This window comes from Pseudomonas cremoricolorata (assembly GCF_000759535.1).
GTDB classification, from domain to species: domain Bacteria; phylum Pseudomonadota; class Gammaproteobacteria; order Pseudomonadales; family Pseudomonadaceae; genus Aquipseudomonas; species Aquipseudomonas cremoricolorata_A.
In genome coordinates this window covers 3,163,437-3,186,654 of sequence record NZ_CP009455.1, presented here as the reverse complement: position 1 = coordinate 3,186,654, position 23,218 = coordinate 3,163,437, and the positions used below count along the sequence as shown (strand labels likewise).

19 protein-coding genes, 2 tRNA genes and 3 rRNA genes are annotated in these 23,218 nt (G+C 58.4%); 10 read left to right on the top strand and 14 right to left on the bottom strand.

Translation table 11 applies throughout. The features are described 5' to 3' along the window. Window positions 1-261 carry a hypothetical protein gene (locus LK03_RS14275; protein WP_028696155.1) on the bottom strand — a complete coding sequence of 87 codons (261 nt, stop codon included), beginning with the start codon at window positions 259-261 and terminating at the stop codon, window positions 1-3. Window positions 262-392: 131 nt separating this feature from the next. Between LK03_RS14275 and LK03_RS14270 the strand changes: the two genes are divergently transcribed. Further along, entirely contained in the window at window positions 393-713 is a 321-nt protein-coding gene (locus LK03_RS14270) for a DUF883 family protein (protein ID WP_038413019.1), read from the top strand. Window positions 714-744: 31 nt separating this feature from the next. Here LK03_RS14270 and LK03_RS14265 read toward each other — a convergent pair whose 3' ends face one another. From LK03_RS14265 to LK03_RS14240, 6 genes are all read right to left on the bottom strand, one after another. Then, entirely contained in the window at window positions 745-1,362 is a 618-nt protein-coding gene (locus tag LK03_RS14265) for a tRNA-(ms[2]io[6]A)-hydroxylase (protein ID WP_038414729.1), read from the bottom strand. 168 nt (window positions 1,363-1,530) lie between these two features. Next, window positions 1,531-1,646: ribosomal RNA gene (gene rrf / locus LK03_RS14260) — 5S ribosomal RNA — on the bottom strand. Between the two features lie 128 nt (window positions 1,647-1,774). Further along, a 23S ribosomal RNA gene (locus LK03_RS14255) occupies window positions 1,775-4,666 on the bottom strand. Window positions 4,667-4,931: 265 nt separating this feature from the next. After that, window positions 4,932-5,007, bottom strand: a tRNA-Ala gene (locus LK03_RS14250). A gap of 24 nt (window positions 5,008-5,031) precedes the next feature. Continuing rightward, window positions 5,032-5,108: transfer RNA gene (locus LK03_RS14245), tRNA-Ile, on the bottom strand. A gap of 86 nt (window positions 5,109-5,194) precedes the next feature. Then, window positions 5,195-6,731: ribosomal RNA gene (locus LK03_RS14240) — 16S ribosomal RNA — on the bottom strand. Together the 16S, 23S and 5S rRNA genes with 2 tRNA genes alongside form the textbook arrangement of a ribosomal RNA operon. A 602-nt stretch (window positions 6,732-7,333) precedes the next feature. Here LK03_RS14240 and rhtA point away from each other — a divergent pair. Beyond that, on the top strand, window positions 7,334-8,221 hold the full coding sequence (gene rhtA, locus LK03_RS14235; protein ID WP_038413018.1) for a threonine/homoserine exporter RhtA: 888 nt from the start codon (window positions 7,334-7,336) through the stop codon (window positions 8,219-8,221). A gap of 176 nt (window positions 8,222-8,397) precedes the next feature. Continuing rightward, the gene (locus tag LK03_RS14230) at window positions 8,398-8,679 is read left to right on the top strand and encodes a hypothetical protein (RefSeq protein WP_038413017.1); all 282 of its coding nucleotides are present in this window, start codon (window positions 8,398-8,400) and stop codon (window positions 8,677-8,679) included. A gap of 42 nt (window positions 8,680-8,721) precedes the next feature. Here the strand turns inward: LK03_RS14230 and LK03_RS14225 are convergent, their stop codons facing one another. Both LK03_RS14225 and LK03_RS14220 read right to left on the bottom strand, forming a co-directional pair. Further along, window positions 8,722-10,530, bottom strand: coding sequence for an aminopeptidase P family protein (locus LK03_RS14225; protein ID WP_038413016.1), 1,809 nt, complete (start codon window positions 10,528-10,530; stop codon window positions 8,722-8,724). Between the two features lie 169 nt (window positions 10,531-10,699). Continuing rightward, window positions 10,700-11,263, bottom strand: a complete 564-nt coding sequence (locus LK03_RS14220; RefSeq protein WP_038413015.1) for a helix-turn-helix domain-containing protein — start codon at window positions 11,261-11,263, stop codon at window positions 10,700-10,702. 84 nt (window positions 11,264-11,347) lie between these two features. Here LK03_RS14220 and LK03_RS14215 point away from each other — a divergent pair, with 84 nt between their 5' ends. The 7 genes from LK03_RS14215 (at window position 11,348) to LK03_RS14185 (ending at window position 18,493) form a co-directional block, all read left to right on the top strand. Beyond that, window positions 11,348-12,289 (top strand): DMT family transporter, encoded by a 942-nt coding sequence (locus LK03_RS14215; protein WP_038413014.1) that lies wholly within the window; start codon window positions 11,348-11,350, stop codon window positions 12,287-12,289. A gap of 155 nt (window positions 12,290-12,444) precedes the next feature. After that, a complete protein-coding gene (locus tag LK03_RS14210) occupies window positions 12,445-15,360 on the top strand; it encodes a monovalent cation/H+ antiporter subunit A (RefSeq protein WP_038413013.1) in 2,916 nt (971 codons plus the stop codon). Beyond that, entirely contained in the window at window positions 15,360-15,704 is a 345-nt protein-coding gene (locus tag LK03_RS14205) for a Na+/H+ antiporter subunit C (RefSeq protein WP_038413012.1), read from the top strand. Before LK03_RS14210 ends, LK03_RS14205 begins: the two co-directional genes overlap by 1 nt. Then, window positions 15,701-17,380 carry a monovalent cation/H+ antiporter subunit D gene (locus LK03_RS14200; protein WP_038413011.1) on the top strand — a complete coding sequence of 560 codons (1,680 nt, stop codon included), beginning with the start codon at window positions 15,701-15,703 and terminating at the stop codon, window positions 17,378-17,380. The genes LK03_RS14205 and LK03_RS14200 overlap by 4 nt, the downstream gene beginning before the upstream one ends. Next, window positions 17,377-17,865, top strand: a complete 489-nt coding sequence (locus tag LK03_RS14195) for a Na+/H+ antiporter subunit E (RefSeq protein ID WP_038413010.1) — start codon at window positions 17,377-17,379, stop codon at window positions 17,863-17,865. Before LK03_RS14200 ends, LK03_RS14195 begins: the two co-directional genes overlap by 4 nt. Then, window positions 17,862-18,140, top strand: coding sequence for a K+/H+ antiporter subunit F (locus tag LK03_RS14190; protein ID WP_028696320.1), 279 nt, complete (start codon window positions 17,862-17,864; stop codon window positions 18,138-18,140). Before LK03_RS14195 ends, LK03_RS14190 begins: the two co-directional genes overlap by 4 nt. After that, window positions 18,137-18,493 (top strand): Na+/H+ antiporter subunit G, encoded by a 357-nt coding sequence (locus LK03_RS14185; RefSeq protein ID WP_038413009.1) that lies wholly within the window; start codon window positions 18,137-18,139, stop codon window positions 18,491-18,493. Before LK03_RS14190 ends, LK03_RS14185 begins: the two co-directional genes overlap by 4 nt. On the opposite strand, the gene LK03_RS14180 is transcribed toward LK03_RS14185, so the two are convergent. From LK03_RS14180 to ercA, 5 genes are all read right to left on the bottom strand, one after another. Then, complete coding sequence (locus tag LK03_RS14180; protein ID WP_038413008.1) at window positions 18,490-18,708, bottom strand: hypothetical protein; 219 nt, start codon at window positions 18,706-18,708, stop codon at window positions 18,490-18,492. The two genes, LK03_RS14185 and LK03_RS14180, sit on opposite strands and share 4 nt — an antisense overlap. After that, window positions 18,705-19,175 carry a hypothetical protein gene (locus LK03_RS14175; protein ID WP_038413007.1) on the bottom strand — a complete coding sequence of 157 codons (471 nt, stop codon included), beginning with the start codon at window positions 19,173-19,175 and terminating at the stop codon, window positions 18,705-18,707. The genes LK03_RS14180 and LK03_RS14175 overlap by 4 nt, the downstream gene beginning before the upstream one ends. A gap of 599 nt (window positions 19,176-19,774) precedes the next feature. Beyond that, window positions 19,775-20,179, bottom strand: a complete 405-nt coding sequence (locus tag LK03_RS14170; RefSeq protein WP_028696316.1) for a TraR/DksA family transcriptional regulator — start codon at window positions 20,177-20,179, stop codon at window positions 19,775-19,777. A 196-nt stretch (window positions 20,180-20,375) separates the two neighbouring features. Further along, complete coding sequence (locus LK03_RS14165) at window positions 20,376-22,040, bottom strand: ATP-binding response regulator (protein ID WP_038413006.1); 1,665 nt, start codon at window positions 22,038-22,040, stop codon at window positions 20,376-20,378. Further along, window positions 22,024-23,187, bottom strand: a complete 1,164-nt coding sequence (ercA, locus tag LK03_RS14160; RefSeq protein ID WP_038413005.1) for an alcohol dehydrogenase-like regulatory protein ErcA — start codon at window positions 23,185-23,187, stop codon at window positions 22,024-22,026. Before ercA ends, LK03_RS14165 begins: the two co-directional genes overlap by 17 nt. Window positions 23,188-23,218: the final 31 nt, after the last annotated feature.

The window sequence follows — 23,218 nt, the reverse complement described above, 5'->3', positions numbered from 1 at the left end:
TCAGCGCTTGTTCGCTGCGGCCATCATTTTGTTCACTTCCAGGCGTACGAGACTTGCGTATTCGTGGGGATTGAGCGCATCCAGCTCACCTCGGACCCATTCGGCCCACTTGCCCTTGCGCCTGGACTTTTCTGAGATCAGACGCGAAGCCTCAGCTTTTGCCTTGCCGAGGTTACTTTGCCAAAAGGTGAACAGCCGCGATTTCTCCGCCTCGATCTGTGCGCGTTCGACATAGGGCATGTTGGCGAGATTGAAGCTCATGGGTGTAGGTCCTGCGGTGAAGAATTCGCGGCCATTTTACACAGCCGTTCGCGGTTCTATGCGACTGATTGCAACTTTCAAGCGGGCGTGGCATCAATCACTAATACCATTCAAACCAAGAGGACGTCTCAATGGCCAGGAAATCCACTGCGCAAACCGAAAGCGAGCAAATCAAGGATCAGGTTTTCAGCGACCTGCAATCGCTGATCGAGGAGTCAGAAAAACTGCTGACTCAAAGCGCTTCTCTGGTAGGTGAGGAAGCTGAAACCCTGCGCAGCCAGATCAGCGCAAAGCTGCGCGAAGCCCGCGATGCAGCGGGGAACCTGCGTAGCAAGGCACAGCCTGTGGTTGAAGCCACCCAAGACTACATCGGCGGACATCCGTGGCAGACCGTTGCCATTTCTGCAGGTTTCGGCTTGGTCGTTGGCCTGCTGCTGGGCCGCCGCTCTTAAATAGCGACGTGACAGGTGCCGCATGACCGCGTCATGCGGCCTTGGCCATCGGAATACCGCTGTGAAACCGCAGCTCTTGATCTGGAGAACTGATCAACTCTGCCTCTGCCTCACGAACTCTCCCGATCACTCTATCAATGTCGTCTCGCTCACCGTAGCGCTCAGCCAGCTTGAGATAACCTTGGTAGTGCCTAGCTTCGCTCTTCAACAAACCGTGATAGAACTTTGCTAGGTCCTCATCCAAGTGGGGTACCAATGCCGCGAAGCGCTCACAGCTACGTGCCTCAATGAATGCACCGACAATCAAGGTATCGACCAACTTGACCGGCTCATGCGCCCTGACGAGCTTTCTCAAGCCTGATGCGTATCGCCCTGCAGATACCGGACGCAGTGAAAGACCTCGACGCTTCATAATGCGCAACACCTGCTCATGATGGACCAGCTCTTCTCTGGCAAGACGCGACATCATGTTGATCAAGTCGAGATGACCGTTGTATTTCGCAATCAGACTGAGCGCAGTGCTGGCCGCTTTGAACTCGCAATTCTTATGATCAATGAGCAGCGTTTCCTGGTCAGCAAGGGCAGCCTCGATCCAGGCATGCGGCGTTGCGCAGCCAAGAAAAGCATCGATTTCAGGGGTCAGGGACATGGTTCTCACAATCACTCGGAACTCTACAAGCCGGTGATTATACCTGCCAGCTTTCTCGATCATAGCCTCGCCCGGCAGTAATGGCACAGAAGCTCGTGCGTAAAAGAAGAGAACCAGAAAAGACAAAACCCCTACCTGCTTGCGCAGATAGGGGTTTTGCGAAATGAATCTTGACGATGACCTACTCTCACATGGGGAAACCCCACACTACCATCGGCGATGCATCGTTTCACTGCTGAGTTCGGGATGGGATCAGGTGGTTCCAATGCTCTATGGTCGTCAAGAAATTCGGTAGCCGGTGCGTTCTGAGAACGTGCCAGCGCATTCGGATATGTGATGTCTGTGAGCTGCGAATTTTCGGTTTCAGCGTCTTCACCACCACAATCTGCGTTGCAGATTGCTTGGGTGTTATATGGTCAAGCCTCACGGGCAATTAGTATGGGTTAGCTCAACGCCTCACAGCGCTTACACACCCCACCTATCAACGTCGTAGTCTTCGACGGCCCTTCAGGGGATTCAAGATCCCAGTGAGATCTCATCTTGAGGCAAGTTTCCCGCTTAGATGCTTTCAGCGGTTATCTCTTCCGAACATAGCTACCCGGCAATGCCACTGGCGTGACAACCGGAACACCAGAGGTTCGTCCACTCCGGTCCTCTCGTACTAGGAGCAGCCCCTCTCAAATCTCAAACGTCCACGGCAGATAGGGACCGAACTGTCTCACGACGTTCTAAACCCAGCTCGCGTACCACTTTAAATGGCGAACAGCCATACCCTTGGGACCGGCTTCAGCCCCAGGATGTGATGAGCCGACATCGAGGTGCCAAACACCGCCGTCGATATGAACTCTTGGGCGGTATCAGCCTGTTATCCCCGGAGTACCTTTTATCCGTTGAGCGATGGCCCTTCCATACAGAACCACCGGATCACTAAGACCTACTTTCGTACCTGCTCGACGTGTGGGTCTCGCAGTCAAGCGCGCTTTTGCCTTTATACTCTACGACCGATTTCCGACCGGTCTGAGCGCACCTTCGTACTCCTCCGTTACTCTTTGGGAGGAGACCGCCCCAGTCAAACTACCCACCATACACTGTCCTCGATCCGGATGACGGACCTGAGTTAGAACCTCAAAGTTGCCAGGGTGGTATTTCAAGGATGGCTCCATGAGAACTGGCGTCCCCACTTCAAAGCCTCCCACCTATCCTACACAAGCAAATTCAAAGTCCAGTGCAAAGCTATAGTAAAGGTTCACGGGGTCTTTCCGTCTAGCCGCGGATACACTGCATCTTCACAGCGATTTCAATTTCACTGAGTCTCGGGTGGAGACAGCGCCGCCATCGTTACGCCATTCGTGCAGGTCGGAACTTACCCGACAAGGAATTTCGCTACCTTAGGACCGTTATAGTTACGGCCGCCGTTTACCGGGGCTTCGATCAAGAGCTTCGCTTGCGCTAACCCCATCAATTAACCTTCCGGCACCGGGCAGGCGTCACACCCTATACGTCCACTTTCGTGTTTGCAGAGTGCTGTGTTTTTAATAAACAGTCGCAGCGGCCTGGTATCTTCGACCGGCATGAGCTTACGGAGCAAGTCCTTCACCCTCACCGGCGCACCTTCTCCCGAAGTTACGGTGCCATTTTGCCTAGTTCCTTCACCCGAGTTCTCTCAAGCGCCTTGGTATTCTCTACCCAACCACCTGTGTCGGTTTGGGGTACGGTTCCCGATTGTCTGAAGCTTAGGAGCTTTTCTTGGAAGCATGGCATCAACCACTTCGTCGCCTAAAGGCAACTCGTCATCAGCTCTCGGCCTTGAGATCCCGGATTTGCCTAAGATCTCAGCCTACCACCTTAAACTTGGACAACCAACGCCAAGCTGGCCTAGCCTTCTCCGTCCCTCCATCGCAACAATCGGAAGTACAGGAATATTAACCTGTTTTCCATCGACTACGCTTTTCAGCCTCGCCTTAGGGACCGACTAACCCTGCGTCGATTAACGTTGCGCAGGAAACCTTGGTCTTTCGGCGTGCGAGTTTTTCACTCGCATTGTCGTTACTCATGTCAGCATTCGCACTTCTGATACCTCCAGCAAGCTTCTCAACTCACCTTCACAGGCTTACAGAACGCTCCTCTACCGCATCACCAGAGGTGATACCCGTAGCTTCGGTGCATGGTTTGAGCCCCGTTACATCTTCCGCGCAGGCCGACTCGACTAGTGAGCTATTACGCTTTCTTTAAAGGATGGCTGCTTCTAAGCCAACCTCCTAGCTGTCTAAGCCTTCCCACATCGTTTCCCACTTAACCATGACTTTGGGACCTTAGCTGACGGTCTGGGTTGTTTCCCTTTTCACGACGGACGTTAGCACCCGCCGTGTGTCTCCCATGCTCGGCACTTGTAGGTATTCGGAGTTTGCATCGGTTTGGTAAGTCGGGATGACCCCCTAGCCGAAACAGTGCTCTACCCCCTACAGTGATACATGAGGCGCTACCTAAATAGCTTTCGAGGAGAACCAGCTATCTCCGAGCTTGATTAGCCTTTCACTCCGATCCACAGGTCATCCGCTAACTTTTCAACGGTAGTCGGTTCGGTCCTCCAGTCAGTGTTACCTAACCTTCAACCTGCCCATGGATAGATCGCCCGGTTTCGGGTCTATACCCAGCGACTAAACGCCCTATTAAGACTCGCTTTCGCTACGCCTCCCCTATTCGGTTAAGCTCGCCACTGAATATAAGTCGCTGACCCATTATACAAAAGGTACGCAGTCACCTAACAAAGTAGGCTCCCACTGCTTGTACGCATACGGTTTCAGGTTCTATTTCACTCCCCTCTCCGGGGTTCTTTTCGCCTTTCCCTCACGGTACTGGTTCACTATCGGTCAGTCAGTAGTATTTAGCCTTGGAGGATGGTCCCCCCATATTCAGACAAAGTTTCTCGTGCTCCGTCCTACTCGATTTCACCGCCAAGAGATTTTCGTGTACGGGGCTATCACCCACTATGGCCGCACTTTCCAGAGCGTTCCACTAATCTCAAACCGGCTTAAGGGCTGGTCCCCGTTCGCTCGCCACTACTAAGGGAATCTCGGTTGATTTCTATTCCTCAGGGTACTTAGATGTTTCAGTTCCCCTGGTTCGCTTCTTGCACCTATGTATTCAGTACAAGATACCTAGGTTATCCTAGGTGGGTTCCCCCATTCAGAGATCTCTGGATCACAGTCTGTTTGCCGACTCCCCAAAGCTTTTCGCAGGCTACCACGTCTTTCATCGCCTCTGACTGCCAAGGCATCCACCGTATGCGCTTCTTCACTTGACCATATAACCCCAAGCAATCTGGTTATACTGTGAAGACGACATTCGCCGAAAATTCGCGTGCTCAAGGAGCACTCACAAATTTTACCTTAGCCTGATCCACCAGCAGTGAAACTGGTGTTCAGTCTATTTCTATCACATATCCGAATTTTTAAAGAACGATCTGACAAAAGTCAGAAATCAACATTCACTTCACTCGCTACCCGAGTGGAATGTTCATTTCTGTATTCTGAACAGTGCGACGATCAAGCGTACACTTCAGCAAAAGGTGGTGGAGCCAAGCGGGATCGAACCGCTGACCTCCTGCGTGCAAGGCAGGCGCTCTCCCAGCTGAGCTATGGCCCCGTATCTCTAGGCTGCACCATGAAATGGTAGGTCTGGGCAGATTTGAACTGCCGACCTCACCCTTATCAGGGGTGCGCTCTAACCAACTGAGCTACAGACCTATAACAGGGTCGCGTTACAGCATCGTCTTCGTACAAAGAATCAAGCAATTCGTGTGGGAGCTCATCAGCAGGCTGATGTCTTCGATTAAGGAGGTGATCCAGCCGCAGGTTCCCCTACGGCTACCTTGTTACGACTTCACCCCAGTCATGAATCACACCGTGGTAACCGTCCCCCCGAAGGTTAGACTAGCTACTTCTGGTGCAACCCACTCCCATGGTGTGACGGGCGGTGTGTACAAGGCCCGGGAACGTATTCACCGCGACATTCTGATTCGCGATTACTAGCGATTCCGACTTCACGCAGTCGAGTTGCAGACTGCGATCCGGACTACGATCGGTTTTGTGAGATTAGCTCCACCTCGCGGCTTGGCAACCCTCTGTACCGACCATTGTAGCACGTGTGTAGCCCAGGCCGTAAGGGCCATGATGACTTGACGTCATCCCCACCTTCCTCCGGTTTGTCACCGGCAGTCTCCTTAGAGTGCCCACCATAACGTGCTGGTAACTAAGGACAAGGGTTGCGCTCGTTACGGGACTTAACCCAACATCTCACGACACGAGCTGACGACAGCCATGCAGCACCTGTGTCAGAGTTCCCGAAGGCACCTATCCATCTCTGGAAAGTTCTCTGCATGTCAAGGCCTGGTAAGGTTCTTCGCGTTGCTTCGAATTAAACCACATGCTCCACCGCTTGTGCGGGCCCCCGTCAATTCATTTGAGTTTTAACCTTGCGGCCGTACTCCCCAGGCGGTCAACTTAATGCGTTAGCTGCGCCACTAAAATCTCAAGGATTCCAACGGCTAGTTGACATCGTTTACGGCGTGGACTACCAGGGTATCTAATCCTGTTTGCTCCCCACGCTTTCGCACCTCAGTGTCAGTATCAGTCCAGGTGGTCGCCTTCGCCACTGGTGTTCCTTCCTATATCTACGCATTTCACCGCTACACAGGAAATTCCACCACCCTCTACCATACTCTAGCTTGCCAGTTTTGGATGCAGTTCCCAGGTTGAGCCCGGGGCTTTCACATCCAACTTAACAAACCACCTACGCGCGCTTTACGCCCAGTAATTCCGATTAACGCTTGCACCCTCTGTATTACCGCGGCTGCTGGCACAGAGTTAGCCGGTGCTTATTCTGTCGGTAACGTCAAAACAACCAGGTATTCGCTGATTGCCCTTCCTCCCAACTTAAAGTGCTTTACAATCCGAAGACCTTCTTCACACACGCGGCATGGCTGGATCAGGCTTTCGCCCATTGTCCAATATTCCCCACTGCTGCCTCCCGTAGGAGTCTGGACCGTGTCTCAGTTCCAGTGTGACTGATCATCCTCTCAGACCAGTTACGGATCGTCGCCTTGGTGAGCCATTACCTCACCAACAAGCTAATCCGACCTAGGCTCATCTGATAGCGCAAGGCCCGAAGGTCCCCTGCTTTCTCCCGTAGGACGTATGCGGTATTAGCGTCCCTTTCGAGACGTTGTCCCCCACTACCAGGCAGATTCCTAGGCATTACTCACCCGTCCGCCGCTGAATCGAAGAGCAAGCTCTTCTCATCCGCTCGACTTGCATGTGTTAGGCCTGCCGCCAGCGTTCAATCTGAGCCATGATCAAACTCTTCAGTTCAATACTGCTTGGGTTTTTAAGAAACCCTAAACTTGGCTCAGCAATCTCAAATGACTATGTGATTTCTCGCATGGCCACTTGTGATGCTGATAATCTATGCGACGATCAGTCCGTACTCACAAGCACCCACACGAATTGCTTGATTCAATTTGTTAAAGAGCGTTTGGTTAAGAGCCTTTCGTCTCAACCGAGGCGCGCATTCTACGCTTTCCTCTAAGTCTGTCAAGCGTTTATTTCGAAGTATTTTGCGAGAATCTCGTTCAACTTCAAACACTTGGCTCGCTGCGATCACTCGTAGCGGGAGGCGAATCATACAGCGTTAAACACCGCTGTCAACCACCTTTTTCACCGCTGCCGATCAGCAGATCGAAGCACCTCCAGCACTGCCAGAACATCTAACTCATTGAAACTCAAGGAGTTTTCCGTTCCGTTTGCCCCGGAAGTGGTGCGCAGTATAAAGAGATTCAGAGAAGGGTCAAGCACTTATTTGCACATCAAGCGTTTGAGCTCGTCGTCCCTATCCGGCGTGGATGCCACTTGAGTGCTTGAGTGACATTGCGCACTATAATGCGCACTCAATTCCAATGGACTGCCCACCCGCAATGAATACCTACACGCGCAACCTGACCAGCATGCTGTTTCCGGTCGGCTTGCTACTAATAGCGATGATTTCGATCCAGTCGGGGGCCTCCCTGGCCAAGAGCCTGTTTCCCCTGGTTGGCGCTCAGGGCACCACTGCGCTGCGACTGATCTTTGCCAGCATCATCATGGTTGTCCTGTTAAGGCCCTGGCGAGCGCGAATGGACCGTGCAGCCCTGCGCAGCGTCATTATTTATGGGATGGCCCTGGGTGGAATGAACCTGATGTTCTATATGTCAGTCAGAACGATCCCGCTCGGCATCGCGGTAGCGCTCGAATTCACCGGCCCCTTGGCAGTCGCCTTGCTTGGCTCCCGGCGCGCTCTGGACTTTGTATGGATCGTCCTGGCAATCATGGGCCTGTTGCTGCTTGTGCCATTGGGCAATTCTACAGCTGCGGTCGACCCTGTCGGAGCCTGCTATGCATTGGCCGCCGGCGCCTGCTGGGCACTGTATATATTGTATGGACAGAAAGCCGGCGCCGAGCACGGGGTACAGACCGCTGCCCTGGGTGTAGTGATCGCCGCCCTCTTCATCGCTCCGGTTGGCATCGTGCATGCAGGTACTGCGCTCCTCAATCCAATACTCATACCGGCTGCTCTGGGTATTGCCGTACTGTCCACGGCCCTGCCTTACAGCCTCGAAATGATCGCCCTGACGCGCTTGCCTGCGCGCACCTTCGGCACACTCATGAGCATGGAGCCTGTCATCGCAGCATTGTCCGGACTGATTTTTCTGAGCGAAATGCTGACCAACATCCAATGGCTGGCAATCCTGGCCATCATCACCGCCTCGGTAGGCGCCACCTTGACGATGAAGCGCCAAGGACCAGCGCCCGTCCCGGCAGATTGAGGTGAGAATCGTTTACTTCTGAAACAAAACCTTTGTCTCAACCAGGAGCCTGTCTTAAGCTGTCTGCCACTCGAAACACCTCAGGCTGTACGGAGCGCGGCCTTAGTTGCAGCTCGATTACACGCGCTGCGATCACCATAACCTGGGCCGATGCGCGGTCAGTATTAAGGACAGGAATGAAACGTCTGATGCTCATCCTGGCCATCCTGGCTATAGCTGGGTGTGCCGCCACTGCAAAAACCGAAGTGAAACGAGGCAAGAAAGGGCTGCACATAAATTGCTCCGGCCTTTCTTCCTCCTGGGACAAGTGCTATGACAGGGCGCAAACCGCCTGCAGCAGCAAAGGCTACCGGGTGGTGGCACGCTCCGGTGAGGCCGACGGCGAGCCGGGTGATTACCTGTTTGGCATCAATCCCGCCGGGTATACCAGCCGCAGCATGATCGTCATCTGCAAGTAATCGATGAAAAGGCAGCCATGCGCTGCCTTGTATCTGGCTGTACTAGACCTGCTGCGTGTTTCGCTCAAGCCACACCAGTGCGTCACGCTCCAGCAGCGGTGCAAGACGCTGGAATACCTCTCGGTGATAGTCGTTCAACCAGGCTTTTTCGCGGGCATCGAGCATCTCTATCATCAGGCATCTGATATCGATGGGGCACAGCGTGAGCGTTTCGAAGTCGAGGAAAGTGCCAAAATCGCCCGTTCCAGCGTTTCGCGTAGCCACCAGGTTCTCGATTCTCACGCCCCACCTTCCTGGACGATAAGTGCCCGGCTCGATCGAGGTGATCATCCCCGGATGCATCACCGTCTGCTCTGTGGCACTCGCCCGAAATGCAATGCTCTGCGGCCCTTCATGGACATTGAGGAAGTAGCCCACGCCGTGCCCAGTCCCATGACCGTAGTCGACCATTTCCGACCATAGCGGCGCCCGCGCAATGGCATCGAGCATCGGCGAGCGAATACCTTTGGGGAAGCGCGCGCGAGACAAAGCGATCATTCCCTTCAAGACTCGCGTGCAGTCCTGCCTTTGCTCGATACCGGGGGTGCCCACGGCCACCATGCGAGTGATGTCGGTAGTACCGCCCAGGTATTGACCGCCAGAATCCACCAACAGCAGCCCATCGCCCTCGATGACTGCATGGGACTGCGGCGTCGCGCGGTAATGGGGCATGGCGCCGTTGCTATTGAATGCTGCGATCGTTGCGAAACTGGGGGACACGAACCCCTCGCGCCGAGCGCGGGCAGCGGTGATCTGCTCGTCCACGGTCAGTTCAGTGATCGTGTCTTTGCCTTGGTGGGACTCGAACCAGGCAAAGAACTCGCACAGCGCAGCACCATCCTGCTCCATCACATGGCGAACGTGCTTGAGATCCTGCTCGGACTTGCAGGCCTTAGCGAGTACTACTGGACTGACGCCTTCGACCAGCACTACGCCGCCGGCCAGATGCTCGATCAGGCCGGCGGTGACCCGGCCTGGATCGATCAACAGGCGCACGCCTTGGCGCACCTGCCCGAGCACCTCGGAAACAGCCTCGTAATCACGCAATTCCACACCATCGCCTTCCAGTGCGCGGCGTAGCGGGTCAGCGATCTTGCGCCTGTCGACGAACAACGTCGCGCGGTGCTCTTCGACGAGCAGAAACGCCAGGAACAAGGGGTTATAGGCAATATCACTGCCGCGAAGATTCAACAGCCAGGCGATATCATCGAGCGCAGCGATCAGATGCGCATCACTGCCTGTCTCGCGCAGACCGTCACGCAGTGCATCGAGCTTCTGGTTACGTTTGAGACTCACATACGGCGCCGCGTGCTCATAGACAGGTGCTGCGGGTAGCGCAGGCCGATCGGACCAGACCTCAGCGAACAGGTCGACATGGGTAGACAACGTGATATCGCGCTTGCGCAATTGCCCGGTGAGCCAGCGCGCCGTCGTCACAGCGAGGACTTGACCGTCGACGCCGACCACCCCTCCCTGCGGCACATGGTCGACCAGCCACTGAGGGGCATCCGGCTGATCCTGGCCTGCCTTGACCAGCTCGATACCGCTACCCCCGAGCTCGGATGCAGCCTGCTCCCAATAGCGACTATCGACCCAGAGACCTGCGAAATCCGCGGTCACGACCAGCGTACCGACCGATCCATGAAAGCCCGACAGCCACTGACGGGTCTGCCAGTGTCCAGGCAGATACTCGGAGAGATGGGGATCGGCGGAAGGCACAAGCAGCGCGTCGATCGTTTCTCGCAGCATGACGCTACGCACCTGCTGGAGACGCTGGGGCACCGTTGACGAGACAGACGACTGATTGTTCATGCACACTCCGACTACGATTTGATCAAGCGCCCTACTCTAGCAGCGCAGAGCACGCGGATACCTCATAGCGGGTGGCTAATGCTTAATAAAGCAGATTCAACAGCACTTAGCGTAATTTCCTACAGAAGTGCCCCACACTGAAAACCTGCGGCACCGCTTCAAGCGCTTCTCAAATCACCACATTGCGTACGAAACGCACCACGGACGGGTCGGCATTCCAGTAGCTGTAACGGCAATTACTGGCGAAGACGTAGAATTCTCCGGCAAGCACTCGCCGCTCGATATCCTCGATGACCAATGTCAGGCAACCTTCTGCGACATAGATCTGCTCACTCCAACCTTCGGCATCGGCTTCGCTGAAATAGCGCTCACCTGGCTCGAGTCGCCACTCCCATAGTTCGACCTCACGCGTAGCCTGACTCGCACCCAACAGCAGCGCCCGACTGCCAGGCGACTGGCCGGCCCAGGCCAGTTCATTGATCCGGCTCAGATCTCGCTGATCGGGTGCCTGCACCAATCGACTGAAAGGCACCGCGAGAGCCGTTGCGATCAAGTCCAGCGTGGCAAGGCTGACGTTTTTCTCTCCCGCTTCGATGGCTACCAGCATGCGTCGACTCACCCCTGAACGCTCCGATAGCGCAGATTGGCTGAATCCTGAGTCGATACGCAGTTGGCGGATATTGTGGCTGACGTGCTGCAGGACGGACCCTGAACGCTCGGAATGTCTGTGCATCGAATCACCCATCGATTGATAGTGCGCAGTATACTGCGCATCTCGCGGCGAGTGTCCGCCGCCCTTTTTCGAGCCTGCAACACCATGACCGCCAATACAAACCCCGGCCGCCTGGACGTGACGTTCAGGATAAGCAGAGCTGAATGCGTGCTGCTGTTCATCACCATGTTATGGGGAGGCACGTTTCTGCTGGTGCACAACGTCATGAGCATCAGCGGCCCGATGTTTTTCGTGGGGCTGAGGTTCGCCACCGCCGCGTTGTTCGTCGGCCTACTGTGCATGCGCAGCCTGCCGCATCTGACGATGACAGAGCTCAAGGCCGGCATGTTGATCGGTATCACCATCATGCTTGGTTACGGCCTTCAGACCATGGGCCTGCAGACCATCAGCAGCAGCCAGTCGGCATTCATCACTGCGCTCTACGTGCCCTTCGTACCGCTTTTGCAATGGTTGGTGCTGGGACGCCGTCCAGGTCTGATGCCAAGCCTTGGAATCGCCGTGGCGTTCGTGGGGCTGGTATTGCTGGCAGGGCCTGACGGCGGCATGCTCAACCTCAACCATGGCGAAATGGTCACCTTGATCAGCGCCGTCGCGATCGCCGCCGAGATCATTTTGATCAGCCGCTATGCCGGTCGTGTTGACGTGCGCCGCGTCACCGTCGTGCAACTGGCCACCGCCTCGCTGCTGTCATTTCTAATGATGCTGCCGACCCAGGAGTCGATACCGCAATGGTCGACGCTGCTGGTGGCGAGCGCAATTGGTCTGGGCGCGATGAGCGCAGTCATTCAAGTAGCGATGAATTGGGCGCAGCGTTCTGTGTCACCCACACGCGCGACGTTGATCTATGCCGGAGAGCCGGTGTGGGCAGGCGTCGTTGGACGCATTGCCGGCGAGCGCCTGCCCGGCATCGCCCTGATTGGAGCGGTGCTGATCGTACTGGCAGTGATCATAAGCGAGCTGAAGTTAAGCCGGCGTGCTACGGCCAAATGCATTGAACCCAGCCAACTGAGTGGTGACAAAAAGTAGCAGCAATCCCGTCCTGCTGATGCCAATCCGTAAAGAAATGTCATAAAAAATCATTGGGTTGCCGTCGTTTTGTAGGATTCTGCGACAGGTTACGTGTTGGTTATCAACAATCCGGCACGTATTATTCCGTGCAAACTCCTGCCGATTGGAACGCTATGTCTTTGATAGTGCTATTGCTTCTGCCCTTCATGGGCAGTTGCCTGGCGGCTGTCCTGCCGCACAACGCGCGCAACGCCGAGTCCATTCTGGCGGGGCTCGTTGCCTTGGCCGGTACCGTCCAGGTAGCGCTCCTGTATCCGCAGATTGCGGACGGCGGCGTCATTCGGGAGGAGTTTCTCTGGCTGCCGAGCCTGGGCCTGAACCTGGTGCTGCGCATGGATGGCTTCGCCTGGTTGTTCAGCCTGCTGGTTCTGGGCATCGGCACGCTGGTTTCGCTCTACGCCCGCTACTACATGTCGCCGCAAGATCCCGTGCCACGGTTCTTCGCATTCTTCCTGGCCTTTATGGGTGCCATGCTCGGCGTGGTGATCTCGGGCAATCTCATCCAGTTGGTATTCTTCTGGGAGCTCACCAGCCTGTTCTCGTTCCTGCTCATCGGCTACTGGCACCACCGTAGCGATGCGCGTCGCGGCGCCTACATGGCGCTGATGGTCACCGGCGCGGGTGGCTTGTGCCTGCTGTTCGGCGCGCTATTGCTGGGTCACGTGGTCGGCAGCTACGACCTGGACGATGTGCTGGCAGCGGGCGAGGTGATCCGCCAGCACGCGCTATACCCGGTATTGCTGCCCTTGATTCTGATCGGCGCGTTGAGCAAGAGTGCGCAATTCCCGTTTCATTTCTGGCTGCCACATGCCATGGCAGCACCCACTCCGGTCTCCGCCTACCTGCACTCGGCGACCATGGTCAAAGCCGGAGTATTCCTGCTGGCACGACTCTGGCCGGTGCTCTCAGGCAGTGAAGAATGGTTCTGGATCGTTGGAGGCGCAGGCGCGTGTACGCTACTGCTGGGCGCGTTCGCCGCCATGTTCCAGAACGATCTCAAAGGTCTGCTGGCGTATTCGACCATCAGCCATCTGGGCCTGATCACCCTGTTGCTCGGGCTCAATAGCCCGCTGGCGGCCGTTGCGGCAGTGTTCCATATCCTCAATCACGCGACTTTCAAGGCGTCGCTGTTCATGGCAGCAGGCATCATTGACCACGAAAGCGGCACCCGCGACATCCGGCGCCTGAGCGGGCTGATTCGCCTCGTACCCTACACCGCTACGCTGGCCATGGTTGCCAGCGCCTCGATGGCCGGTGTGCCGCTGATGAACGGATTCATTTCCAAGGAAATGTTCTTCGCAGAAACGGTATTCATCACCTCCAGCGCGTGGGTGGAAATCACGCTGCCGGTAATCGCAACGCTGGCCGGCACGTTCAGTGTGGCCTATGCCCTGCGCTTCACGGTCGACGTGTTCTTCGGACCGCCCGCCCAGGATCTGCCGCACACGCCTCACGAGCCGCCGCGCTGGATGCGCGCCCCTGTCGAATTGCTGGTACTGACCTGTCTGGTGGTGGGGATTTTCCCCGCTCAGTCGGTCGGGCCACTGCTTGCCGCTGCTGCGCTACCGGTGGTCGGCGGCACGTTGCCGGAGTATAGCCTGGCCATCTGGCATGGCTGGAACGCACCGATGATCATGAGCCTGGTGGCGATGTCGGGCGGTGTGGTGCTCTACCTGCTGCTGCGCAAACAATTACGGCGAGGCCGCTTCCCCTGCCCTCCCCTGATCGGACGTCTCGATGGCAAGCGCATGTTCGAGCAAGGTCAGGTACGGCTGATGTTGATGGCACGACGTATCGAGGAGTTGATGACCACTCGGCGCCTGCAAACGCAACTGTTCATGCTGGTCGTCGCCGCGTTTCTCGCGGGCCTGACGCCCATGCTCTACAGCGGCCTGACGTGGGGTGAGCGGCCGAAGATTCCAGGGTCCGGCGTGTTCGTCGCGCTGTGGCTGATCGCCATTGCCTGCGCCATCGGCGCTGCCTGGCAAGCCAAGTATCACCGGCTGGCAGCGCTGATCATGGTCAGCGTATGCGGCCTGATGACCTGCATCACCTTCGTCTGGTTCTCGGCACCGGATCTGGCCCTGACCCAGCTCGTGGTCGAGGTGGTCACCACCGTGCTGATTCTGCTGGGCCTGCGATGGTTGCCACGACGCCTCGAGGGGGTCTCGCCTCTGCCCGGCAGCCTGGATAGAGCCCGCATACGCCGCCTGCGTGACCTGGTACTGGCGATACTGGTCGGAACCGGCATGGCAGTGCTTTCGTATGCCATGCTGACACGGCCGACGCCGAACGTGATTTCCTCGTTCTACCTCAGCCGTGCGCTGCCGGAAGGTGGCGGCACCAATGTCGTCAACGTGATGCTGGTGGACTTCCGCGGCTTCGATACGCTGGGGGAAATCACCGTGCTGGTGGCCGTGGCGCTGACCGTGTTCGCCCTGCTGCGGCGCTTCCGCCCCCCCAAGGAGAGCATGCAGCCACCCTCGCAGCAGCGCAGGCTGGCACCAGATGTCATCACTGACCTGGTCAACCCACGGCATTCTGCCGATACCGCACTGGGCTTCATGATGGTACCGGCGGTGCTGGTGCGTCTGTTGCTGCCTATGGCCCTGCTGGTGTCGATGTATCTGTTCATGCGCGGACACAATCAGCCCGGAGGCGGGTTCGTCGCCGGGCTGGTCATGTCGGTGGCATTCATCCTGCAGTACATGGTTGCCGGCACCCAGTGGGTGGAAGCCCAGATGAGCCTGCGACCGTTGCGCTGGATGGGAACCGGCCTGCTGTTCGCCACCCTGACCGGGGTCGGGGCGATGGTGATGGGCTATCCGTTCCTGACCACGCATACGGCTCACCTGCACCTGCCGATCCTGGGCGATCTGCACGTGGCCAGCGCGCTGTTGTTCGACGTCGGCGTATTCAGCGTGGTGGTCGGATCGACCTTGCTGATTCTTACCGCACTAGCTCACCAGTCGGTGCGCGCGTACCGCCCTGGCGGCCCCGCCAAAACCAGCCAAGCAGGAGCCGCCTGATGGAAGAAGTCATTGCTGTCGCTATCGGCGTGCTTGCCGCATCGGGGGTGTGGCTCATCCTGCGCCCCCGCACCTACCAGGTGATCATGGGCCTGTGTCTGCTGTCGTACGGCGTCAACCTGTTCATTTTCAGCATGGGCAGCCTGTTCATCGGCAAGGAACCGATCATCAAGGATGGCGTTCCACAAGACCTGCTCAACTACACCGATCCCTTGCCGCAGGCACTGGTGCTCACTGCCATCGTCATCAGCTTCGCCATGACCGCGCTGTTTCTGGTGGTGATGCTGGCCTCACGCGGCATTACCGGGACCGACCATGTCGATGGTCGGGAGCGTGACGAATGATCGGCATGAACCAGATGATCGTCCTGCCGATTCTCCTGCCGCTGCTGACCGCGGCGCTGATGCTGATGCTCGGCGAGAAACATCGGCAACTCAAGGCGCGTCTCAATCTGTTGTCCAGCACCCTGGGGCTGGGCATTGCCGTCGCCCTGCTGCTTTGGGTCAGGAGCCAGGGTGCCGCCGAATCGATCGGTGTGTATCTCCCAGGCAACTGGCCTGCGCCTTTCGGCATCGTCCTGGTACTCGATCACCTGTCTGCGCTCTTGCTGACACTCACCGGGGTAATCGGCGTAAGCGCGCTGCTGTTCGCACGAGCGCGTTGGGCCAATGCCGGGGCCAGCTTCCACGCCTTGTTCCAGGTGCAACTGATGGGGCTGTACGGTGCGTTCCTGACCGCCGACCTGTTCAACCTGTTCGTGTTCTTCGAGGTGCTGCTGGCTGCGTCATATGGCCTGCTGCTGCATGGTTCAGGAAGGGCACGGGTTAAGGCCGGCCTGCACTACATCGCCATCAACCTGTTCGCATCGTCACTGTTCCTGGTCGGCGCAGCCATGCTCTATGGCGTGACTGGCACGCTGAACATGGCCGACCTGGCATTGAAGATCCCACTGGTACCGGAGGCAGACCGCGGACTGCTTCACGCCGGCGCCGCCATTCTGGCGATGGCGTTTCTGGCCAAAGCGGGTATCTGGCCGCTGAACTTCTGGCTGGTACCTGCGTATTCATCGGCCAGCGCCCCGGTCGCCGCACTGTTCGCCATCATGACCAAGGTGGGTCTGTACGCGACACTGCGCTTGTGGACCCTGCTGTTCTCCGGCCAGGCGGGTGCATCGGCGCATTTCGGCGGGCAGTGGCTGATCTACGGGGGACTGGTAACGCTGGCGGTAGCCGCCGTATCGATCCTGGCCGCACAGCGTCTTGAACGTATGGCGGCGCTGAGCATCCTGGTCTCGGCCGGCACTCTGCTGGCAGCCATAGGTTTCGGCCAGCCGATCCTCACCGGCGCTGCGCTGTTCTACCTGGTCAGTTCAACCCTGGCACTCAGCGCGCTGTTCTTGCTGGCCGAACTCATCGAACGTTCGCGCTCAGCCAATGAACAGCCCCTCTACGAAGAGGAAGACGCACTCCCTTCACCGCTCGAGTCGCTGCATCCCCCAAAAGGCATCAACCTGGACGATCAGCAAAAGGTCGTGGTCGGCCAGATCATTCCGTGGACCATGGCCTTTCTTGGCCTGAGCTTCATCGCCTGCGCATTGCTCATCATCGGCATGCCGCCGCTCTCAGGCTTCATCGGCAAGCTCAGCCTGATCAGCGCCCTGTTCAACCCTCTCGGACTGGGTGTGGAACCGGAGCAACCGCTGTCGGCGGCCGGGTGGACACTGGTCACCCTGCTGATTCTTTCCGGGATGGCGTCACTCATTGCCTTCGGCCGAGTGGGCATCCAGCGCTTCTGGAAACCCGAGGAGCGTCCCTCACCGCTGCTGCGACGCTACGAGTACCTGCCCATCGTCATCCTGCTGGGCTTGTGCCTGATCCTGAGCGTGAAGGCCGAACCGCTGTTGCGTTATACCCAGGACACCGCAGCAAGCCTGCAAACACCTGAGCGCTACATCCAGGCCGTGCTGTCCAGCCGTCCCCTGCCAGGCCCTACTACGCAGCCTGTGGAGGTGCAGCCATGAGCCGTGTATTCCCCGCCCCGTTGCTGTCGCTGGCGCTGTTCGTCCTGTGGTTGCTGCTCAACCTCTCACTGAGCGCCGGAAACATTCTCCTGGCGGCCATCCTGGCGATACTCGCCCCGTTGCTGCTGGCGCCGCTGCGCCCTCAACACGCCCACGTGAGGCGTCCCTGGGTGATCGTCAAACTCATCGGCAGGGTCGGTCTCGATGTGCTGCGCTCGAACCTGCAGGTGGCCGCCGGTGTACTGGCGTGTGGCGTGCGCCCTCCGCGCTCGGCCTTCGTGCATATTCCCCTCGACCTGCGTGACGCCCATGGACTGGCGGCGCTCTCGATGATTACCACGGTCGTACCAGGCACCGTATGGTCGGAGCTGGCGCTGGACCGCAGCACATTGCTGCTGCATGTCTTTGACCTGGATGATCAGGCCGCCTTCATCGAGCATTTCAAGCGCGTCTATGAGCGTCCATTGATGGAGATTTTCGAATGACAGGACTGCTTGCCAACGCCGTACTCGCCAGTCTGTTCATCCTCATCATCGCCATGGCCCTGGCCCTGGTGCGACTGTTTCGCGGCCCCTCGGCGCAGGATCGGGTGCTAGCGCTCGACTACCTGTACATTCTGGGCATGTTGATGATGTTGGTGCTGGGCATCCGCTACGCCAGCGACACGTACTTCGAAGGGGCGCTGCTGATTGCCCTGTTCGGCTTCGTCGGATCGTTTGCCCTGGCCAAATTCCTGTTGCGTGGCGAGGTGATCGAATGACCCAGACCCTACCTTTCTGGCTCGAGCTGACCACCGCCGCCCTGCTCTTGGCCGGCAGCCTCTTCGCCATGCTGGGCGCGCTGGGGCTGGTGCGCCTGAAGGACTACTTTCAACGCATGCACCCCCCCGCGCTGGCCTCGACCCTGGGTGCCTGGTGTGTGGCGCTGGCGTCTATCCTGTACTTTTCCTGGCTCAAGCAAAGCCCGGTGCTGCACGCCTGGCTGATTCCGATTCTGCTGTCGATCACCGTTCCGGTGACCACCCTGTTGCTGGCCAGGGCCGCGCTGTTTCGCAAACGTGCAGCCGGTGAGGAGGTCCCGGAAGAGGTCAGTGGCCGCGACGGCGGCAATTAATCCTGGTGCCCAGCCAGGCGCTGCAACTCACGCCGAACCATGGCGGCGAAAGCTGCAGGGGTCAGTTGATACAACTGACCCGCTACCCAGTCGAGCCAGGCGCCGCGCAGCTCATCTCGGCGCGCCAACCATTGCTCTGCCAGCGCGGTGGCCTGGCGCTGGTGCTGCATATGAAACGCAGCGCGTCCTGACGGAGCATCTGCAGGGTCACTCATTCGCTGGCCTTGAAGGTGGTCATCTCGCCCTTGCGCCACTTCGCGACCTTGCCGGTAACCGCCTTGAGCAGCTTGCCCAGGCCCTCGGTGATCTGCTCCTGCGCCGCGAATACGAGCATCACGCTATTACCGTCGCGCAGCACCAGACCATCACCTTGCGGTACTGACACGAAGGCGTAATCGCCAATATCGTAGACATTGAATTTCAGATCCCGGAAACGCACTTCCAGTTTGCCGCCCTCCCGGCTGGGCAGTACGGCGGCTCGAAAGTGGTCACCGACCTTTAGCTCCAGATGCTGTTTGTCATCTACCACCAGTGCGCTTTGCAGATCGATTTCGGCCATGTACAGACCCTCGGGGTTCTGCTCGGTCACGTACACGAAGCGCCCCTGAAACAACCTGACCATTCTGGCGCGCACATCGCCCAGAACGAACAGCGCGTGGGTATCCAAACTACTGACTGCCAATGAACGAATCCTCGAGACGGTTCTAGCCAACCTGGCGATGCACCCACGCATCCGCCAAAGGGCCGAACTTCATAATGAAGTGTGGAAGACTACTGATCCCTGTCTATAGCGTCAGTCGAAGTCGACGACGCATCTCGCAAGAATGATTACATCCTCACGCAAGCCTCTTCCTAAAATAGGGCCTTGGAGTTTTTCTATCAGGAAGAAGCGCAATGTCTGACAACATACCGGTCAGGAAAGATGCGATAGATGTGCCCCGCTTCAGGCAGTAACCGCCCGGGGCATTCATTCATCCGTTGCAGGGGAACGAATATGCACGAAAACAGCGAAAGTCGTCGAGAGGTTCGAGACTTTTCTTACAACCCACATGGAAAAGCCTTGCCGCAGTTCATAGTAGTTCCTGCGGGTATCGAGTTTTTCCACATCACGGAGCAGGCCACTGGCCGGGTCAAGGGCTTTCGTCGCCGGCACTTGGACGCGTGCCTGTTGGCACGCGCTCTGGAGTGCTGAGCAGTACCCACCCGGCGCGCGTAGCCCAGTCCTCCAAAACGCAAAAGCCCCAGAGTTCGCGCTCCGGGGCTTTTGTCAACGCAGGCGCTTCAGACCTGACGCAAATGACGATCCAACTGCTCGTGGCGCTCTTGGGCTTCGATGCAGTACTTGGTCGTCGGGCTGATCAGCAGACGTTGCAGACCGATCGGCTCACCACTGTCATCGCACCAGCCGAAACTTTCGTCGCCGATGCGGCCCAGGGCCATTTCCAGCTGTGGCAGCAGGCGCTGGTCGCGTTCGATGGCGTTGACCAGCCAGTGCCGCTCCTCCTCGACCGACGCGACGTCGGCGGGGTCGGAAGGGGTATCGAGGCTCTCGATGGTATCGCGGCTGAGTTGGATACGCTCGTGGGTTTCAACTTTCATCGCTTGCAGCAGCGACGTGAAGAATGCGAGCTGATCGGCATTCATGTAGTCATCGGCCGACATGGCCAGTAACTGTTCCTTGGTCATCGACTTCTCTATGAAAAAAGGTGCATTTGGGCGATTCGGATGTCGCGGGCGACGGGCGCCCGTGACGGAATTCTTCAAGCGCCAATCCGGCACTCTTTTGCAGGGGGCGGCAGTCTAAGGTGCCACGTCGCAGTGGGCAACCTAAATGAACGCCAATTGGCGGATTTGCCCACTCTCTCGGCCGGGCGGCAAGCACTCAGCCCAACAGCTGACTCAACACCGCACGCAGTTTGCCGGGTTTGACCGGTTTATTCAGCAAAGGGGCCATCAGGGCTTGAATGGCGCGCTGGCTCTGTTCGCTGCGATCGGCAGTGATCATCACGGCGGGGATAGGACAGGCAAAGTGGCTGCGCAGTTCACGCACCACATCGCATCCCGTGCGTCCGTGGTCCAGATGGTAATCGGCCAGCACCAGCTCCGGGGGCACGCCGTCGAGCGCTTCGAGCGCTTCATCGAGGTCGGTGGCCGTGAGCACCTGGCAGCCCCACTGGGACAACAGCGCGGCCATGCTCAGGCGAATGCTTAGCTCATTGTCCAATACCAGCAGACGCCGCCCCGGCAGCGGGTCACCGAGCAAAGGCGCAGGCAGCAGGTTCAAGCGCTGTGACGCAGGCTCACTGGAGAGCGGAATATCGATGGCGAACACCGAGCCACGCCCTGGCCACGAGCGCACTGTCACCGCACAGTGCAGGATACGTGCGATACGCTCGACGATGGCCAGCCCCAGCCCAACCCCTTTGCGGTCTGCTGCGCGCCCGACATCCAGTTGGTTGAACTCGAGAAAAATCGCCTGCAAGCGATGCGAGGCGATCCCCAGCCCGCTGTCCCACACCTCGATGCGCACCTGCGTGCCGCGCCGGCGCCAGCCCAGTAGCACCCCGCCGCGCTGGGTGTAACGGCAAGCGTTGCTGAGAAAGTTGCGCAGAATGCGCGTCAACAGGCGCAGATCGGTTTGCAGCACCGCCTGCCCACCCCTGACCCGCAGTGTCAGGCCGGCGGCTTCGGCCACAGGCTGGAATTCCGACGCCAACGGCAGCAGCACCTCATCGAGCCGGTACAAGTCCAGATCAGGGGTGATGCTGGCCTGATCCAGTCGGGAAATATCCAGCAGGTCAGTCAGCAGATCTTCGGCGCCTTCCAGTGCCTGCTGGGCACGCTCAACCAGCAACTGCTCGGCCGTCGCCAGGTGCCGTTCGCGTAGGGTCGAAATCAGCAGACGCGCGGCATTGAGCGGTTGCAGCAGATCATGGCTGGCAGCGGCCAGGTACTTGTCCTTGCTAAGGTTGGCCGCCTGCGCGGCGTCGCGCGCCTCGATCAGCTCGTTGGTGCGCTCGGCCACGCGCTGTTCGAGCTGGTCATTGAGCTGCTGCAAGCGCGCCTGGGCCTGCTTGCGTTCGGTGATGTCGGCGACGAAGCCCTCGACCACACCCGGCTCATCCGGTCGCATCAGCAGGTTCATCAACACGTCCAGGCAACTGCCGTCGCGCCGGCGCAAGCGCGTCTCGTAACCGAGCAAGGCCTGCTCACGCTGCAGTACCTCGACGATGGCCGACAACTCGGCGGCGCCCCCTTCGAACAAGCGACCCGCCAGTTCGGTGCGGGAAAACATCACCGCCAGCGGATCACGGTACCCAAGCATGCGCGCCAGGGCCGGGTTGGCCGCGCGCATGCCGTCGGCGACGCTGGCCTGAAAAATGCCATGCACGGCGTGTTCGAACAGCCACTTGTAGCGATTGCGCTCGGCTTCCAGCTCCTCCAGCCGCACGGCCAGTTCCGGATAGTGGCTCTTGCGAACGGTATGGTTGGAAAGCCCCAGCAACCCGGCCAAGGCATCTGCGCTGGGCTCAGAGGGCCTCGCCATACACCACCTCGACATCACGCAGGCTCGAGCTGCGTGGGTTGGTGAGGATGCACGGATCGCCCATGGCATGGCGCGACAGGAACGGAATATCGCTGCTGCCCACCCCATGCAGGCCGAGGGTTTCGTGGAAGCCCACCGCTCGCTTCAAGGCGATCAGGTGTTCGACCAGACGCTGGCGCACCTGATTGTGAGTCAGGCCACGGCAATCGATGCCCAAGGTCTGGGCAATCAGTTTGAAGCGGTCGGGCGCTGCGCTGTAGTTGAACGCCACCACGTGCTCGACCAGTACCGCATTGCACAGGCCATGGGGCAGATCGAGAAAGCCGCCAAGGCTGTGGGACATGGCGTGCACGGCACCCAGGATGGCATTGGAGAAGGCAAGTCCTGCCTGCATGCTGCCCAGCATGACCTTTTCCCGCAGGGCGATATCAGCCGGGTTGGCGATCATCTCCACCAGGTTACCGTTGATCAGGCGCATGGCCTCCAGCGCGTGGGGATCGGTCAGCGGTCCATGGCCAGTAGAGACGAATGCCTCGATGGCATGCACCAGCGCGTCGATGCCCGTGCAGGCGGAGAGGAACGGGTCCATGCTCAACGTGGTTTGCGGATCGATCAACGACACGTCAGGCACCACCGCCTTGCTGACGATGGAGAACTTCATGCGCTCCTGCTGATTGGACAGAATGACGAACTGCGAGACATCGGCCGAGGTACCGGCCGTGGTGGGAATCAGAATCAGCGGAGGGCTCGGCACACGGATGGTATCGACGCCTTCGAACTCGAGAATGTGCCGACCATGGGCGACCACGATGCCAATGCCCTTGGCGCAGTCCATGGGACTTCCGCCGCCGACTGCAACGATGACATCGCACTGCTCGCTGCGATAACGCTCGGCCCCGGCCATGACCTCCTCGATGCGCGGGTTGGGCGACACGGTGCTGTACAGGCAGTAGTCGATGCCTTGGCCTTGCAGACTGCGCTCGACGTCCGCGACCCACCCGGCAGCGGTGACGCCTGGGTCGCTGACCAGCAACACCTTGCGCGCGCCGAAGGTGCGTGCGTAATTGGCAACATGGTGTCGGCAGCCGGCGCCAAAGATGATTTCCGGTGAAACGAACTTACGCAGCAGACTCAGATTCGCGCTCATGCGACGCCTTTTATTGTTGTTCTGTCCTTGT